The sequence below is a fragment of the Arthrobacter sp. FX8 genome (genome assembly GCF_026723805.1).
Classification (GTDB): Bacteria; Actinomycetota; Actinomycetes; order Actinomycetales; family Micrococcaceae; genus Arthrobacter.
In genome coordinates, this window is the sequence record NZ_CP113505.1 from 567,453 (window position 1) to 582,073 (window position 14,621).

Annotated in this window: 9 protein-coding genes and 4 pseudogenes; 7 read left to right on the forward strand and 6 right to left on the reverse strand. The window is 65.2% G+C overall.

Annotation, left to right across the window (positions count from 1 at the left end):
• Positions 1–9 precede the first annotated feature (9 nt).
• A pseudogene (locus OUO20_RS02615) lies at positions 10–2,297 on the reverse strand (hypothetical protein).
• Positions 2,298–2,601: 304 nt separating this feature from the next.
• On the opposite strand from OUO20_RS02615, the gene OUO20_RS02620 reads away from it, so the two are divergent.
• Entirely contained in the window at positions 2,602–3,903 is a 1,302-nt protein-coding gene (locus OUO20_RS02620) for an ABC transporter substrate-binding protein (RefSeq protein WP_268002800.1), read from the forward strand.
• Between the two features lie 25 nt (positions 3,904–3,928).
• Here the strand turns inward: OUO20_RS02620 and OUO20_RS02625 are convergent, their stop codons facing one another.
• From OUO20_RS02625 to sdhC, 5 genes and pseudogenes are all read right to left on the reverse strand, one after another.
• On the reverse strand, positions 3,929–4,702 hold the full coding sequence (locus tag OUO20_RS02625) for an alpha/beta hydrolase family protein (protein WP_018770219.1): 774 nt from the start codon (positions 4,700–4,702) through the stop codon (positions 3,929–3,931).
• Positions 4,703–4,792: 90 nt separating this feature from the next.
• On the reverse strand, positions 4,793–5,575 hold the full coding sequence (locus tag OUO20_RS02630; protein WP_134164564.1) for a succinate dehydrogenase iron-sulfur subunit: 783 nt from the start codon (positions 5,573–5,575) through the stop codon (positions 4,793–4,795).
• A gap of 1 nt (position 5,576) precedes the next feature.
• Complete coding sequence (sdhA, locus tag OUO20_RS02635) at positions 5,577–7,376, reverse strand: succinate dehydrogenase flavoprotein subunit (protein WP_018770217.1); 1,800 nt, start codon at positions 7,374–7,376, stop codon at positions 5,577–5,579.
• 109 nt (positions 7,377–7,485) lie between these two features.
• On the reverse strand, positions 7,486–7,947 hold the full coding sequence (locus OUO20_RS02640; RefSeq protein WP_018770216.1) for a succinate dehydrogenase hydrophobic membrane anchor subunit: 462 nt from the start codon (positions 7,945–7,947) through the stop codon (positions 7,486–7,488).
• A 3-nt stretch (positions 7,948–7,950) separates the two neighbouring features.
• Positions 7,951–8,285: pseudogene (gene sdhC, locus OUO20_RS02645) on the reverse strand (succinate dehydrogenase, cytochrome b556 subunit).
• A gap of 321 nt (positions 8,286–8,606) precedes the next feature.
• Between sdhC and OUO20_RS02650 the strand changes: the two are divergent.
• The 6 genes and pseudogenes from OUO20_RS02650 to OUO20_RS02675 all read left to right on the forward strand — a co-directional run bounded on the left by OUO20_RS02650 (position 8,607) and on the right by OUO20_RS02675 (position 14,484).
• A pseudogene (locus OUO20_RS02650) lies at positions 8,607–9,739 on the forward strand (mannose-1-phosphate guanylyltransferase).
• A 99-nt stretch (positions 9,740–9,838) separates the two neighbouring features.
• A pseudogene (locus OUO20_RS02655) lies at positions 9,839–11,055 on the forward strand (amidohydrolase).
• 144 nt (positions 11,056–11,199) lie between these two features.
• Positions 11,200–11,634 carry a MarR family winged helix-turn-helix transcriptional regulator gene (locus OUO20_RS02660; protein WP_268002801.1) on the forward strand — a complete coding sequence of 145 codons (435 nt, stop codon included), beginning with the start codon at positions 11,200–11,202 and terminating at the stop codon, positions 11,632–11,634.
• A 41-nt stretch (positions 11,635–11,675) separates the two neighbouring features.
• On the forward strand, positions 11,676–12,107 hold the full coding sequence (locus tag OUO20_RS02665; protein WP_134164562.1) for an organic hydroperoxide resistance protein: 432 nt from the start codon (positions 11,676–11,678) through the stop codon (positions 12,105–12,107).
• A complete protein-coding gene (locus OUO20_RS02670) occupies positions 12,104–13,120 on the forward strand; it encodes an NADP-dependent oxidoreductase (RefSeq protein WP_268002802.1) in 1,017 nt (338 codons plus the stop codon). Before OUO20_RS02665 ends, OUO20_RS02670 begins: the two co-directional genes overlap by 4 nt.
• A 254-nt stretch (positions 13,121–13,374) precedes the next feature.
• Entirely contained in the window at positions 13,375–14,484 is a 1,110-nt protein-coding gene (locus tag OUO20_RS02675) for a BMP family lipoprotein (RefSeq protein ID WP_018770209.1), read from the forward strand.
• Positions 14,485–14,621 lie beyond the last annotated feature (137 nt).

Genomic DNA, 14,621 nt, shown 5'->3' on the forward strand with positions numbered 1-14,621 from the left:
ACAGCGACGTCAGGGGGCCGGCACCAGACCTTCCCACGCAACGGTCCAGCCGGGCGGAAAGCCCGGAGCGTGGCGGTCCGGGCCGTGGTCCCAGCCGGCAGCCATCAGCGCGGCCGCGGCAAGGAGCCCCCGTTGCCTGGAAGGTACAACGGCAAGGAGTCCGTCTGCCGGTTGTGACCGTTCGTCAGGACTGTGTTCTTACCGGCCTCCTGCAGGAGCGCGTCGACGGCGTACTCCGGGTCCCCGAGCCGGGCAGCGGTCATCGCCATCACCGGGTAGTCCCACCCCCATGTGGTGGTCCAGTCCCAGTCGGCCAGGACATCCTCAAGGGTGGCCCGCATGACTGCCTCATCGATCAGGTCTGTCAGCGGCAGGACGCCCAGTGCGCAGAGCATCGAGGGATGGTCCGTCCTGATGGTGAAGGGCTCCACGTCCATTGCCGCATAGACGCCGTCGACTACGCGCGGGCGCACCATCCCGTCAGCAACCTCCTGCCAGCATGCAACGGGCTCGAGGCCCAACCGTTCCCGCCAGGCGGCGGCAGTCCTGAGGCCCCACTGCCAGTAAGCGAGTTCGAACGTCGGGTTTTTGATCTTCGCCCGCATGGACCCATAGCTCTCCTGTGCGGGTATGAGCGGCGGCCCAAGTTCGAAACCCCTCGGGGTGCGATGAGCGAAGCCCGCCATGAACGCGGCGGTTTCGAACACGATGTCAGCGAACTCCTCCAGCACGTCAGGGCCCGGATTGGCCCGGTACAGCAGCTCGGCCAAATGGATGGGATGCGGCTGCTGCCAAATCAGGAACGTCCCGATCGGGCTGGGGCTCTCCCTGCCGTCCGGGCCTACCTGCTTGGGCCAGCGGGCGCCGTCGAAGCCCTGCGCCCGGGCGGTTTCCCGCGACGTTTCCAGCACCGTTGAGTACCAGCGCAGGGAGGGGAGGAGGAGCTCCGTCCGGTTCCAGTGCGCAAAATGGGCGGCGTGCCACCAATGCATCTCCAAGTGGAAGCGGCCGCGCCACGAGCTGCACACCAGGCCTGTTTCCTGCGGCGGCAGCGATCCGGAGCAGTTGACGGCCGTCAGGTACTGGGAGAGGACAATCCGGCGTTCGAGCTCCCTGGCCCGTGGGTCCGGCGTGGCAGCCAGCTCGATGGCACCTCCGGACGACCAGAACCTGGGCCAACGGTCCATGGAGGCGGCTGCAACGTTGCTGCCGGGCTGGTTTGCGCTGGGAACCGACGGCGCTGAAGGGGAAGGCCCGACGGCGGGACCCGCATGGCGGCCAACGCCCGCCTTGCCTGCCACTCTGGAAAGGCCCGCACCGCCCCGGGGGATACAGTCCCCGTCCGCGGCGGATATGAACTCAATGGACAGGTCCAGCGCCTCGGTGCTCGAGTGGACATCCGGCCGTATGCGCAGGTGGTGCGCCCCGGTCTGTTCCACGACCAGGCCTTGGCCGGTGATCACCACGCGGTAGCGCGCGTTGTCCAGTTCGCGGTCCACCGTCCAGCTGCTGGCCCCTGCATGGGACACTGCAGGTTGCGGTCCGTTGAGGATGGTGGTGTGGGCGCCCGGCAGATCCCACCCGGCGCCGTTGTGCCACGCCTCGGAGCCGTACGGGAAGTCGATGCCGATCACCAGGCCGTCACCCAGCGCGGGTGACTCCACCCGAATGCCTAGTTCGTCGCGGTCCGGATGGCAGGCTGTGGTGACCGTGGCCTGGTGGCCGGCGATGGCGAAGGTGCTGGTGACGATGCCCGTCCAAAGATCAAGAATCTGGCTGGCGTGGGAAAGCTCGCTGCTGCTGATGGGCCGGCTGGTTCCGTCCTGCAGCAGCTGGAAACCGATGCGTCCCAGATCCAGGCGGTGCGGGTTTGCCCGCAGCCATGCTTCGGCCGTTGAGGTGCCTGTCTCGCGGTCATTGACGATGTCCCCCACCATGTCCACGTACGGCACCGGACCACGTGGGGAGTCGTAGAGGACCGTGGAACCTGCCAGGCTGTAACGATCGCCGCCAGGCATGGAGTGCCAGCCCCAGGTGGATTGGGTGCCCAGCAGCGTTCCCGGGGGAAGCGAGTCCTCACGGGGCCCCACGGGGTACTCGGCTGGCAGGCTTTGAAGGCCCGTGAGGTCCATGGTGAAGGCAAACTCCCCGTTGCCCACTGAGACAGGGCTTCGCGGATCAAGACTTTGCTGACGAACGTTGTGCCGCCGGACCAGCGCCTTCCTGTCAATCTGCTTGTGCCGCCGGTGGGACGTGGTCGTGGCCTCCGGCCGTACGGTGCTGGCGTGGCTGTGCACGGTGCACGCCCTCCTTACAGGTGTGTGGTGACTGATGCCGCGAAATGTCCGGGCATGGCCAGCGCGCCTCCCCGGAAACGCGGCACCGGGGAGAAAGCGGTTTCTGGCGATTCCATCCTTGGCGGGTTCCACAGCGCTGTCAAGGGGCCGCCATGTGAAATCGTGCACCGAGAACTCCAGGTCGATAACCGGTACGGAAACCATGACGGGATCCTATTGACGGGCTTTACCCGCCGTTGATACGTTTCACGAAACCGCTTTCTCTCGCTCACCCACCCTTCTCACCAAGGAAGAAGCTTGCCCAATGACGCGCCCTGCTACCGGAACAATCCGTAAATCCCTTGCCGTCCTCTCAGCCGCAGCCCTCCTGGCCGTGACGGCCGGCTGTTCCAGCCCGTCGTCCAACAAGGCCGGGGACGGGCCCGTGGAGATCCGCTTTTCCTGGTGGGGCAATGCCGGCCGGGCCGAGCTGACCAACAAGGCCATTGCTGAGTTTGAGGCCGCCAACCCCAACATCAAGGTCAAGCCGGAATATGGCGACATCAGCGGCTACTTCGACAAGCTCGCAACCCAGATGGCCGCCAACGACGCGCCGGATGTCATCACCATGGGGGGCGCCTACCCCGCCGAATACGCAAACCGCGGCGCGTTGCTGGACCTGACCACGGTGCAGGGCTCACTGGACCTGTCAAGGATCGACCAGGGCGCCCTGGAAAACGGACAGGTCAAGGGCAAACAGTACGGCGTTTCCACCGGCGCCAACGCACTGGCCATTGTGGCCAATCCCGCCGTCTTCGCGGCGGCAGGGGTTCCGCTGCCAGATGACAGCAGCTGGAGCTGGGACGACTTCGCCAGGATTGCCGGTGACATCACCGCCAAGAGCCCCCAGGGCACCTACGGAACTGCAACCGTGCTCACCCATGACTCCCTGGACGCCTTCGCCCGCCAGCGCGGCGAATCCCTGTACACCCAGGACGGACAGCTGGGACTGGGCAAGCAAACGGTGCAGGACTACTTCCACTACTCGCTGAAGCTTAGTGAATCCGGTGCCGCTCCGAGTGCTTCGGAGACGGTGGAGAAGCTCAATGTCAGCACTGAGCAGACCCTCATGGGCATGGGCAAGGCCGCAATGATGCTCACGTGGAGCAATTCACTGACCGCCCTCAGCAAAGCTTCCGGCGCAGACCTGAAACTGCTCAAGCTACCGGGGGAGAAGCCCACCCCGGGGATCTGGCTGCAGTCCTCGCAGTTCTACACCATCTCCGCACGCAGCAAGCACACGGACGCTGCCGCCAAGCTCGTGAACTTCCTGGTCAACAATCCGGCCGCGGCCAGGATCATCCAGAGCGACCGGGGCATCCCTGGCAACTCCGACATGCGCGCCGCCATCCAGGACATGCTCACCCCTCAGGGCAAGGTGGAGGCGGAGTACATCAACCAGATCGGCAATATGGATTTCGCCCCAACGTACATCGGCCCCACCGGTTCAACCGCCGTCTCGGAGATCACCGCCCGGATCAACACGGACGTCCTTTTCAAGCGGGTCACGCCGGACAAGGCAGCCGAACAGTGGATCAGCGAGAGCAAGGCGGCTATCGGCAAGTAGGGCCGGCCAAACAGGCCGGGGAGGGTCAGGCAGGTGCTGCGTCGAGGTACTGGTCCGCCCAGGCGGCGATGATCCTTGCCGCCCGTGCGGCCTGGCCCTTGCCGGTGAGCAGGTGGTCGCTGCCCTCAAGGGACACGAAATTCCTCGGATGCCTGGCCGTCTGGAAGATGGTGCTGGCATTCTCGATCCCCACGGTGTTGTCGGTGGGGGAGTGCAGCACCATCAGGGGCTTGTGCAGCTGCTTGATGCAGTCCGTCAGGTCCGCGTTCTCCAGGTCCTCCACGAAGTGCCGGCGGATCTCCACCCGCTTGCCTCCGAGGTCAACTTCGGCGCTGCCCTCGCTCAGGATCCTGTCCAGCGCGGCATCGAAAACGTGGGCCACATGCTTGGGGGAAAAGGGCGCTCCCACGGTGGCAACGGCGTCGAGCTCGGGTATCTCCCGTGCGGCCGCCAGCACGGCGGCACCACCAAAGGAGTGGCCCACCAGCAGGGAGATCTCCTTGCCCTGACTGCGCATGAACTCCGCGGCCTTCACCGTGTCGGCCACTTTGTGGCTGAACGAGCCGGCGGACCATTCCCCGGCGGAGCCGCCCAGGCCCAGGTTGTCGAAGCGCAGCATTCCGATGCCGCTGTCCGCCAGCGCCTTGCACATCCGCGCTGCGGAGGGGCTGTCCTTGCCCAGCGTGAAACCGTGCGAGAAGACTCCCCAGCCCTTGACGGGGCCCTCCGGGACGTCAATGATGCCGGACAGCATCTCGCCGGTGGAACCGGCAAAGGACACTTTTTCGGAGCGGGACAAGGAGGACCCCTTTCTGCTGAAACGACGACGGCGCCCCCACCACGTGTGGTGAGCGACGCCGTCGGCCGTTATATCTGTTGGTGAACGAGCCTAGATCTTGCGGGCCAGGATGGCCTGCTTGACTTCCGCAATGGCCTGCGTGACCTGGATGCCGCGGGGGCATGCCTCGGAGCAGTTGAAGGTGGTGCGGCAGCGCCACACGCCTTCCTTGTCGTTGAGGATCTCCAGGCGCATGTCGCCGGCATCATCACGGGAATCGAAGATGAAGCGGTGTGCGTTGACGATCGCGGCGGGGCCGAAGTACTGCCCGTCCGTCCAGAACACGGGGCAGGAGGACGTGCACGCGGCGCAGAGGATGCACTTGGTGGTGTCGTCAAAGCGCTCCCGGTCCTCCGCGGACTGGAGGCGTTCCCGGGTGGGCTCGTGGCCCTTGTTGATCAGGAAGGGCATGACTTCGCGGTACGACTGGAAGAAGGGCTCCATGTCCACGATCAGGTCCTTCTCCACCGGCAGACCCTTGATGGGCTCCACGGTGATGGGCTTGGACGTGTCCAGGTCCTTCAGCAGCGTTTTGCAGGCAAGGCGGTTGCGGCCGTTGATGCGCATGGCGTCAGAGCCGCACACACCGTGGGCGCAGGAGCGGCGGAAGGACAAGGTGCCGTCCATCTCCCACTTAACCTTGTGCAGGGCATCCAGGACACGGTCCGTGCCGTACATGGTCAGGTGGAAATCATCCCAGGTGGCTTCCTCGGAAACCTCCGGGTTGTACCTGCGGACCCGCATGTGGACGTCGAACGTGGGGATTTCCCCGCCCCCGCCAACGCCGGCAGGAAGTTCAACCTTTGAGGCTGGCTCAGCGATTTCAGCGGTCATCTTAGTACTTCCTCACCATCGGCTCGTAGCGGGTAAAGACAACCGGCTTGGTGGCGAGGCGGATACCGGCGATTGACTCCGCCGATCCGTCAGCCGGCGCATGGTCATCCTTGTACGCCATGGAGTGCTTCATGAATTTCTCGTCGTCACGCTCGGGGAAGTCCTCGCGGAAGTGTCCGCCGCGGGATTCCTCACGGTGCAGGGCGGCCACGGTCATGACCTTGGCCAGTTCCAGCAGGAAGCCGAGCTCAACGGCCTCGAGCAGGTCCAGGTTGAAGCGCTTGCCCTTGTCCTGGACGTTGATGCGCTTGTACCGCTCCTCGAAGGATGCGATGTCGCGCAGCACCTGGTTCAGGGTGTCCGCCGTACGGAACACCTGCATGTTGGCGTCCATCGTGTCCTGCAGTTCCTTGCGGATCTGCGCCACCTTTTCGTCGCCGGTGCCGTTGCGGGCAATGTCCAGCAGTTCGGTGGTGTAGGCCAGCGGGTTCTCCGGCAGTTCCACGAACTGGGCGGTCTTGGCGTATTCCGCGGCAGCGATGCCGGCACGCTTGCCGAACACGTTGATGTCCAGGAGCGAGTTGGTGCCAAGGCGGTTGGAACCGTGGACGGACACGCAGGCCACCTCGCCGGCGGCGTAGAGCCCGGGGACCACGGTGTCGTTGTCCTGGAGCACTTCGGTTTCGATGTTCGTGGGGATGCCGCCCATCGCGTAGTGCGCGGTGGGGAACACGGGCACCGGCTCGGTGTACGGTTCCACGCCCAGGTAGGTGCGGGCGAACTCGGTGATGTCCGGCAGCTTCGCATCGATGTGCGCCGGCTCCAGGTGGGTCAGGTCCAGGAGGACGTAGTCCTTGTTCGGGCCGCAGCCGCGGCCTTCGCGGACTTCGTTGGCCATGGAGCGGGCCACGATGTCGCGCGGTGCCAGGTCCTTGATGGTGGGGGCGTAGCGCTCCATGAAGCGCTCACCCTCCGAGTTGCGGAGGATGGCACCTTCACCGCGGGCGGCCTCGGACAGCAGGATGCCCAGCCCGGCCAGGCCGGTGGGGTGGAACTGGAAGAACTCCATGTCCTCCAGGGGGATGCCCCGGCGGAAGGCGATGCCCATGCCGTCACCGGTCAGGGTGTGGGCGTTGGACGTGGTCTTGAAGACCTTGCCGGCGCCACCGGAGGCGAACACCACGGACTTGGCCTGGAAAACGTGCAGTTCACCGGAGGCGAGGTCGTAGGAGACGACGCCGGCCACGCGCTTCTGCTTGTAGGGCGTCCCGTCTTCGCGGACAGCATCCTCTTCGACCGTCAGCAGGTCCAGGACGTAGTACTCGTTGTAGAACTCAACGTTGTGCTTGACGCAGTTTTGGTACAGGGTCTGCAGGATCATGTGGCCGGTGCGGTCCGCGGCGTAGCATGCACGACGGACCGGAGCCTTGCCGTGGTCGCGGGTGTGGCCACCGAAGCGCCGCTGGTCGATGCGGCCCTCGGGGGTGCGGTTGAAGGGCAGGCCCATCTTTTCCAGGTCCAGCACGGCGTCGATGGCTTCCTTGGCCATGACCTCCGCGGCGTCCTGGTCAACCAGGTAGTCGCCGCCCTTGACGGTGTCGAACGTGTGCCATTCCCAGTTGTCTTCCTCGACATTGGCAAGGGCTGCGCACATGCCACCCTGGGCCGCACCTGTGTGCGAGCGGGTGGGGTAGAGCTTGGTCAGTACTGCTGTGCGCGCGCGCTGACCGGACTCGATCGCGGCGCGCATGCCAGCGCCACCGGCACCGACGATGACGACGTCGTACTTATGGACCTGCATACCAGACGCTCTTTCTCTCAAAATTCGCTATAAAACAACGGGGCGGCTTTGCCTGCTCCGCAAAACAGGGCCCGCGGGAAAAGCCCGCGGGCCCGGGGTTGTGCCAGTTCTAGGCAGGGCAGAATCCACCCGGAAGGGCAACGCCGTTCACCACGGGGCACGGGTTGAAGGTGAAGATGACCAGCGTGCCGAGGAGGATGATGACGACGGCGGCCGCGTAGAGGACGGTCTTCAGCCAGCGGCGGGTGGACGTCTTCTCTGCGTAGTCGTTGATGATGGTCCGGACGCCGTTGGTGCCGTGCAGCATTGCCAGCCAGAGCATGGCCAGGTCCCAGAACTGCCAGAACGGGTCTGCCCACTTGCCGGCCACGAAGCCGAAGTCAATGGCGTGGATGCCTTCGCCCACCATGAGGTTCACGAACAGGTGGCCGAAGATGAGGACCACCAGTACTACGCCGGAGAGACGCATGAACAGCCAGGCGATCATCTCGAAGTTGCCCCGTGAGCCGCTGCTGCGGCGGTACTGGGGGGCGATCCGCCCGCTGCGGGGGCTCTCGATCGTTGCAGTCATGGCTTAGTGACCTCCGAGGGCGAGGGACAGGTGGCGGATGGAGAAGGCGACCATGGTCACGACCCAAAGGGCCAGGACTGCCCACAGCATCTGCCGCTGGTACTTTGCGCCCTTCTTCCAGAAGTCGACCGCAATGATCCGCAGGCCGTTGAAGGCGTGGAACACGATCGCGGCAACAAGGCCGGTCTCGCCCAGCGCCATCAGGGGGTTCTTGTAGGCGCCGATCACAGCGGTGTAGGCCTCCGGTGACACACGCACCAAGGAGGTGTCCAGGACGTGGACCAACAAGAAGAAAAGATCACTACACCGGTAATGCGGTGTCCTACCCAGGACCACATGCCTTCACGGCCGCGGTACAAGGTGCCAGCTGGTTTTGTCGGCACTGATAAACCTCCCTGCAACACAGCGGCGCTGGCATGAGATCCATGCGGGGGGAACGCCTGCTGCGAGAGCACTCGTAGCTCAGGCCTAAATCTAGGCTCCGCTAACAGCTTATTCAATTTCGGAGATTCTTGGTGCCCAGTACTGGAGCGGATTTTCCGGGGAAATGAGACGAACGCCACATCCCTGCAGGCTTTTGGGTACGACGGCGCCGCAAAACGCAGGTCTGATGTGTCGCCAAAGGAGCCGGTTGGGGCCGTTCCGCTAAAGTAGCCGTGATGAGTACAGACAAAGTGACAAGCCCGGCTTCACCCCTTGACCGCTTCATCGCGGTGATTCCGGCAGGCGGAGTGGGGACCCGCCTCTGGCCCCTGTCACGTGCAGCAGCTCCCAAGTTCCTTCACGATCTCACGGGATCGGGCAGCACGTTGCTGCGCGCCACCTATGACCGGCTGCACCCTTTGGCGGGCAACCGAATGCTGGTGGTGACCGGCCGGGCGCACCGCGACGCCGTATGCCGCCAGCTGCCCGAGGTGCAGGACGCCGACCTTGTCCTCGAGTCGGAGCCAAAGGACTCCGCTGCCGCCATCGGCCTTGCGGCGGCGATCCTGCACGAGCGCGATCCCGACACCATCATGGGTTCCTTCGCAGCCGACCAGGTGATCAGCCCGGATGATCTGTTCCAGCAGGCCGTCCGCGAAGCCATCCACACCGCTGCCACCGGCAAGATCGTCACCATCGGCATCAAGCCCACGCACCCGTCCACCGGCTTCGGCTACATCCGCTCCGGCAAGGCCCTGCACATTGAAGGCGCGCCCAGCGCCCACGACGTGGTGGAGTTCGTCGAAAAGCCGGACGAAGTGGTGGCCCAGCAGTACGTGGACAGTGGCGACTACGTGTGGAACGCCGGCATGTTCGTGGCGCCGGTGGCGTTGATGCTCAAGCACCTTGAGGCGAACCAGCCCGAACTGTTCCAGGGGCTGCAGGAAATCGCCCGGGCGTGGGACACCCCCAGCGCGACGAGGTCACGGCACGCATCTGGCCCACCCTGCCGAAGATCGCCATCGACTACGCAGTGGCCGAGCCCGCCGCCGAAGCCGGGGACGTCGCCGTCGTTCCCGGAACTTTCCGCTGGGACGATGTTGGCGACTTCGCCTCCGTTGGCCGCCTCAACAGTGCCAAGGAAGTGGACGACGTCACCGTCCTCGGCGAAGGTGCCCGCGTGTTCACCGAGAACTCAAGCGGCGTTGTGGTTACCGACACCAAGCGCGTGATCGCCCTGATCGGCATCCAGGACGTGGTCATCGTGGATACCCCGGACGCTTTGCTGGTGACCACCATGGCCAATTCCCAGCGCGTCAAGGCTGCCGTCGACGCACTTAAGGCAAGCGGCGACACGGACGTCCTCTGACCCGGAACCTGCCGGCGCCACCGGTGCCGGCAGTCTCCGGAATGTAATGAGGCGTCAGTGAATGGGCACTAAAGCCGGCACCCTCGCTAGAGTGAAACAGTGCGCAACTACACTACTGAAGCCGAGCCCACCGCCCTGGTGGCTCCCTGGCTCGAACCGCTTTTGCCGGAACTGATCGAATTCCGGCGGGACCTGCATGCGCACCCGGAGCTGTCCTTCAAGGAGTTCCGCACCACGGACAAGCTTGCCGAGCGGCTCGAAGCCGCCGGCCTGAGTCCCCGCCGCCTGGAAGGCACCGGGCTGACCGTGGACGTGGGCGAAGGTCCCATCGCCACGGCGCTGCGCGGCGACATTGACGCCCTGCCCATCATCGAGGAGACGGGCCTGCCGTTCGCGTCGAAGAATCACGGCGTCACGCACGCCTGTGGCCATGACGTGCATACCACCACCATGCTGGGCATCGCCCTGGTATTGAACCGGATGCACCAGGAGGCACCCCTCGGGGCCACCGTCCGGATCATCTTCCAGCCTGCCGAGGAAACGATGCCCGGCGGCGCGCACGCCTGCATCGAACAGGGCGTCCTGGAGGGCGTCCCCGGATCCTGGCCCTGCATTGCGACCCCCGGATTGAGGTGGGCAAGGTGGGAACGCGGATTGGTGCCATTACCTCGGCTTCGGACACCATCCGGATCGAACTCTCCGGCCGTGGCGGCCACACGTCGCGCCCGCACCTCACCGAGGACCTGGTGTTCGCGCTGGCCCAGATCGCCGTGAACGTACCGGCCGTGCTGTCCCGCCGGGTGGACGTCCGCAGCGGCGTCTCCGTGGTGTGGGGCCAGATCACCGCGGGCTCGGCACCCAATGCGATTCCCGGCAGCGGCTACATGGCCGGGACCATGCGCTGCCTGGACCGCGACGCCTGGCACGCTGCCGGCGAACTCCTTGACGAAGTGGTCCACCAGGTGGCCGCACCGTACGGCGTGGACGTCCACCTGGAGCACACCAGGGGAGTGCCGCCGGTGGTGAACTCGGAACACGAGACAGCCATCATCGAAGCTGCCGCCCGGGCCGAAATCGGCGAGAGCGCCGTGGTGCTGACGCCGCAGTCCATGGGCGGCGAGGATTTTGCCTGGTTCCTGGCGGAACTGCCGGGAGCCATGATGCGGCTGGGCACCAAGACGCCGGGCGGTGAGGACTACGACCTCCACCGCGGCGATTACATCCTGGACGAGCGCGCCCTTGGCCTGGGCATCCGGGTCCTCACCGCAGCGGCGCTGCGGACCATCCGGGACCTCGAGCAGGCACCGCTTCCGTAACCTCTTTGGCCTGGGGGCGCGCCTGGCAGAGCCCGGCCGGAAAGATGCCCTGCCGCCGTCGTTCGCATGCCGACGACGGCGTAACAGGGGCTGCCCCACCTGCAGTAAGTTGTGCACAACTTAATTGTGGGCTATCGTTTCTGTATGACCGAAGCACCCCGCCTGGACCGGCAAGTTTGTTTTGCCCTGTACTCAGCTTCCCGTGCCGCCACCGCCGTCTACCGGCCCGTGCTGGACCAACTGGGGCTCACCTACCCGCAGTACCTGGTGATGCTGGTCCTGTGGGAAAGCGAACCCCGGGGCGTGAAGGAACTCGGCGGGGAACTTGGCCTCGACTCCGGCACCCTGTCGCCGCTCCTTAAGCGCCTGGAAGCCCTGGGGCTGGTGGAACGGCGGCGGTCCGGCGAGGACGAACGCCGCGTCGCCATCTACCTGACGGATGCCGGGCGGAACCTCAGCGGCGCGGCCAGCGCCATTCCGCAGCGGCTGGCCGATGCCGCAGGACTTTCGCTGGACGAACTCGAACAGCTGCGGACCACCCTGGGCAAGCTCACGGCTGCCCTGCATGAATCGCTGTGAACCCGAATACTGCACCTCCCATCTACAGGACGGATTTTTTCGTGAAGACTCTCTACACCGCCGAGGCGCTGGCCTCGGGCGAAGGGCGCGACGGCGCTGCACGCAGCAACGACGGCAGGCTCGCAGTGGATCTCGCCAGCCCGGTCGAACTCGGCGGCAGCGGCCACGGCACCAACCCCGAACAGCTTTTCGCCGCCGGGTATGCCGCCTGCTTCCATTCCGCACTGCGCCTGGTCGGCCGCAAGGCAGGCGCTGACCTGACGGACTCGGCAGTGGCAGCGAAAATCCACCTGGGGCAGCTGGACGGCGGAGCCGGCTTCGGGCTGGCCGCCGAACTGGAAATCGCCCTGCCCGCCCTGGACCTCGCCACGGCGGAAGACCTTGTGGCCAAGGCGCACCAGGTCTGCCCCTATTCCAACGCCACCCGCGGCAACATCAACGTCGACCTCAAGATCCTGGAGTACGCAGCATGAGCACAGCCCTTGCAACCACCACCCGCGAAATCCGGTTGGCTTCGCGTCCCGAGGGACGCCCGTCCAATGAGAACTTCGAACTTGCCGAGTCTCCGCTGCCCGCACTCGAAGACGGCCAGATCCTGGTGCGGAACCTCTTCATGTCCGTAGACCCGTACATGCGGGGCAGGATGAATGACGTCAAGTCCTACTCCGCGCCCTTCGCCGTGGGCAAGGCGCTCGACGGCGGGGCGGTGGGCGAGGTGATGGCGTCCCGGTCGTCCGCACACCAGGAGGGCGACGTCGTCGTGCATCCGCTTGGCTGGCGCGAGTATTCGGTGGTCGACGGCGCTTCTGCCACCCCCGCCCGCACTGACCTGGCCCCGGCGTCCGCCTTCCTGGGTGCCCTGGGCATGACCGGGCTGACGGCCTACACCGGTCTGTTGAAGGTTGCCGAATTCAAGCCGGGCGACGCCGTGTTCGTTTCGGGCGCGGCGGGTGCCGTGGGCTCGCTGGTGGGACAGATCGCCAAAGCCATGGGCGCCTCCCGGGTCATCGGCTCGGCCGGCTCGCCCGCCAAGGTGGCCCGGCTCCTGGAGCTCGGTTTCGACGCCGCGTTCGACTACCATGACGGTCCCGTTGTCGGGCAACTGGAAAAGGCGGCCGGCCCGGCCGGCATTGACGTCTACTTCGACAACGTGGGCGGCGAGCACCTCGAGGCTGCCCTGTCGGTCCTCAACGTGGGCGGCCGGGTGGCAATGTGCGGCGCCATCGCGCAGTACAACTCAACCGAACCCACTCCTGCACCCCACAACCTGATGCAGGCTATCGGGAAGCAGCTCACCCTCCGGGGCTTCCTGGTGGGCGGGCAGCGCCAGCACGCGGCGGAGTTTGCGGAGAAGATGGCCGGCTGGCTGGCGGACGGGACCGTGCGCTACGACGAGACCATCGTTGACGGACTGGAGAACGCGCCACAGGCCTTCATGGACCTCCTGGACGGCGCAAACACCGGGAAAATGCTCGTCCGGCTGTAGCCGCCACCATCACGCACAAGCAGTAGGGACACCGCATCCGCGGTGTCCCTACTGCTTGGTAACAACTTGTAAACAATCTCCCGGATGGGCTCCTGGCGTGCTATGGGGACGTGGCGCAGGCCACTAAAGTAAGTGCCATCAGTGCGCTCCGGCGCAGTGCTGCGTGCCTTCAGTGAAAACAGAATTTCAGCGCCGAAACGGACACTCATTGAATTCCAGCCCGTAGCGCCACTCGCATCATCCCTGGAGGAAAATTGAAGAAATCACTGCGTGCCAGCTTCAAGCGCGGTTCAATGGCCGGAGTGGCCACCCTCGGTGCGTCCGCGCTTGTGCTCACCGCCTGCGGTGCAGCCCCCGAAGCCGGAAGCACCTCATCCGCAGGTGCCAGCGACTACACGGGCTGCATCGTGTCGGACTCCGGTGGATTCGACGACCAGTCCTTCAACCAGTCCTCCTACGAGGGCCTGAAGAAGACCGAGAAGGACCTTGGCATCAAGGTCAACCAGATCGAGTCGAAGACCAATAACGACTTCGAACCCAACCTGCGGGCCATGGTCACGGCCGGCTGCAACCTGACCATCACGGTGGGCTTCCTGCTCGGCGACGCCACCAAGGCCCAGGCCACCGCCAACCCGGACAAGCACTTCGCCATCATCGACTTTGGCTACGACAAGCCCATCAGCAACGTCAAGCCGATCATCTACGACACCGCGCAGGCGGCCTTCCTCGCCGGCTACCTGGCTGCAGGAACCACCAAGACCGGCACCGTGGCCACCTTCGGCGGCATCAAGATCCCCACCGTGACCATCTTTATGGACGGCTACGCCGACGGCGTGAAGTACTACAACCAGCAGAAGGGCAAGAACGTCAAGCTGCTCGGCTGGAACAAGGATGCCCAGGACGGCAGCTTCACCGGCGACTTCGAAAAGCAGGACGTGGGCAAGCAGCTGACCAAGAACTTCCTGGACCAGGGTGCGGACATCGTCATGCCCGTGGCCGGTCCCGTGGGCAAGGGCGCCGGAGCCGCGCTTAACGAGGCCAAGGCTGCCGGCAAGGACGTCAAGCTGATCTGGGTTGACTCGGACGGCTACCTCACCGCCCCGGACTACAAGGGCATCATGCTCTCCTCTGTCATGAAGCAGATGGGCGAGGCCGTGGAGACCGTTGTCACCGAGGACAAGGACGGCAAGTTCAACAACACCCCGTACGTTGGCACCCTTGCCAACGACGGCGTGCAGCTGGCACCCTTCCACGACCTCGACTCCCAGGTCCCCGCCGACGTGAAGTCCGACCTCGAGAAGATCAAGAAGGACATCGTCGACGGCAAGCTGAAGGTCGAGTCCGCAGCCAGCCCCAAGGCCTGATCCACCACAGGAAGCGCCACCGCCGGTCCGTCACCCACTGGCCGGCCGGTGGCGCTTTGCTGGCCGAACGTTTACAGCGCCCGGCCGGCTCCTCCCGGGACTGCAGCCACTAGGCTGGTGCTGCAGCCATATATCCC

Coding starts and splice junctions, on each gene's coding strand:
- OUO20_RS02620 (WP_268002800.1), top strand. CDS start 2,602: ATGACGCGCCCTGCTACCGGAACAATCCGTAAATCCCTTGCCGTCCTC.
- OUO20_RS02630 (WP_134164564.1), bottom strand. CDS start 5,575: ATGACCGCTGAAATCGCTGAGCCAGCCTCAAAGGTTGAACTTCCTGCC.
- sdhA (WP_018770217.1), bottom strand. CDS start 7,376: ATGCAGGTCCATAAGTACGACGTCGTCATCGTCGGTGCCGGTGGCGCT.
- OUO20_RS02640 (WP_018770216.1), bottom strand. CDS start 7,947: ATGACTGCAACGATCGAGAGCCCCCGCAGCGGGCGGATCGCCCCCCAG.
- OUO20_RS02660 (WP_268002801.1), top strand. CDS start 11,200: ATGACCGAAGCACCCCGCCTGGACCGGCAAGTTTGTTTTGCCCTGTAC.
- OUO20_RS02670 (WP_268002802.1), top strand. CDS start 12,104: ATGAGCACAGCCCTTGCAACCACCACCCGCGAAATCCGGTTGGCTTCG.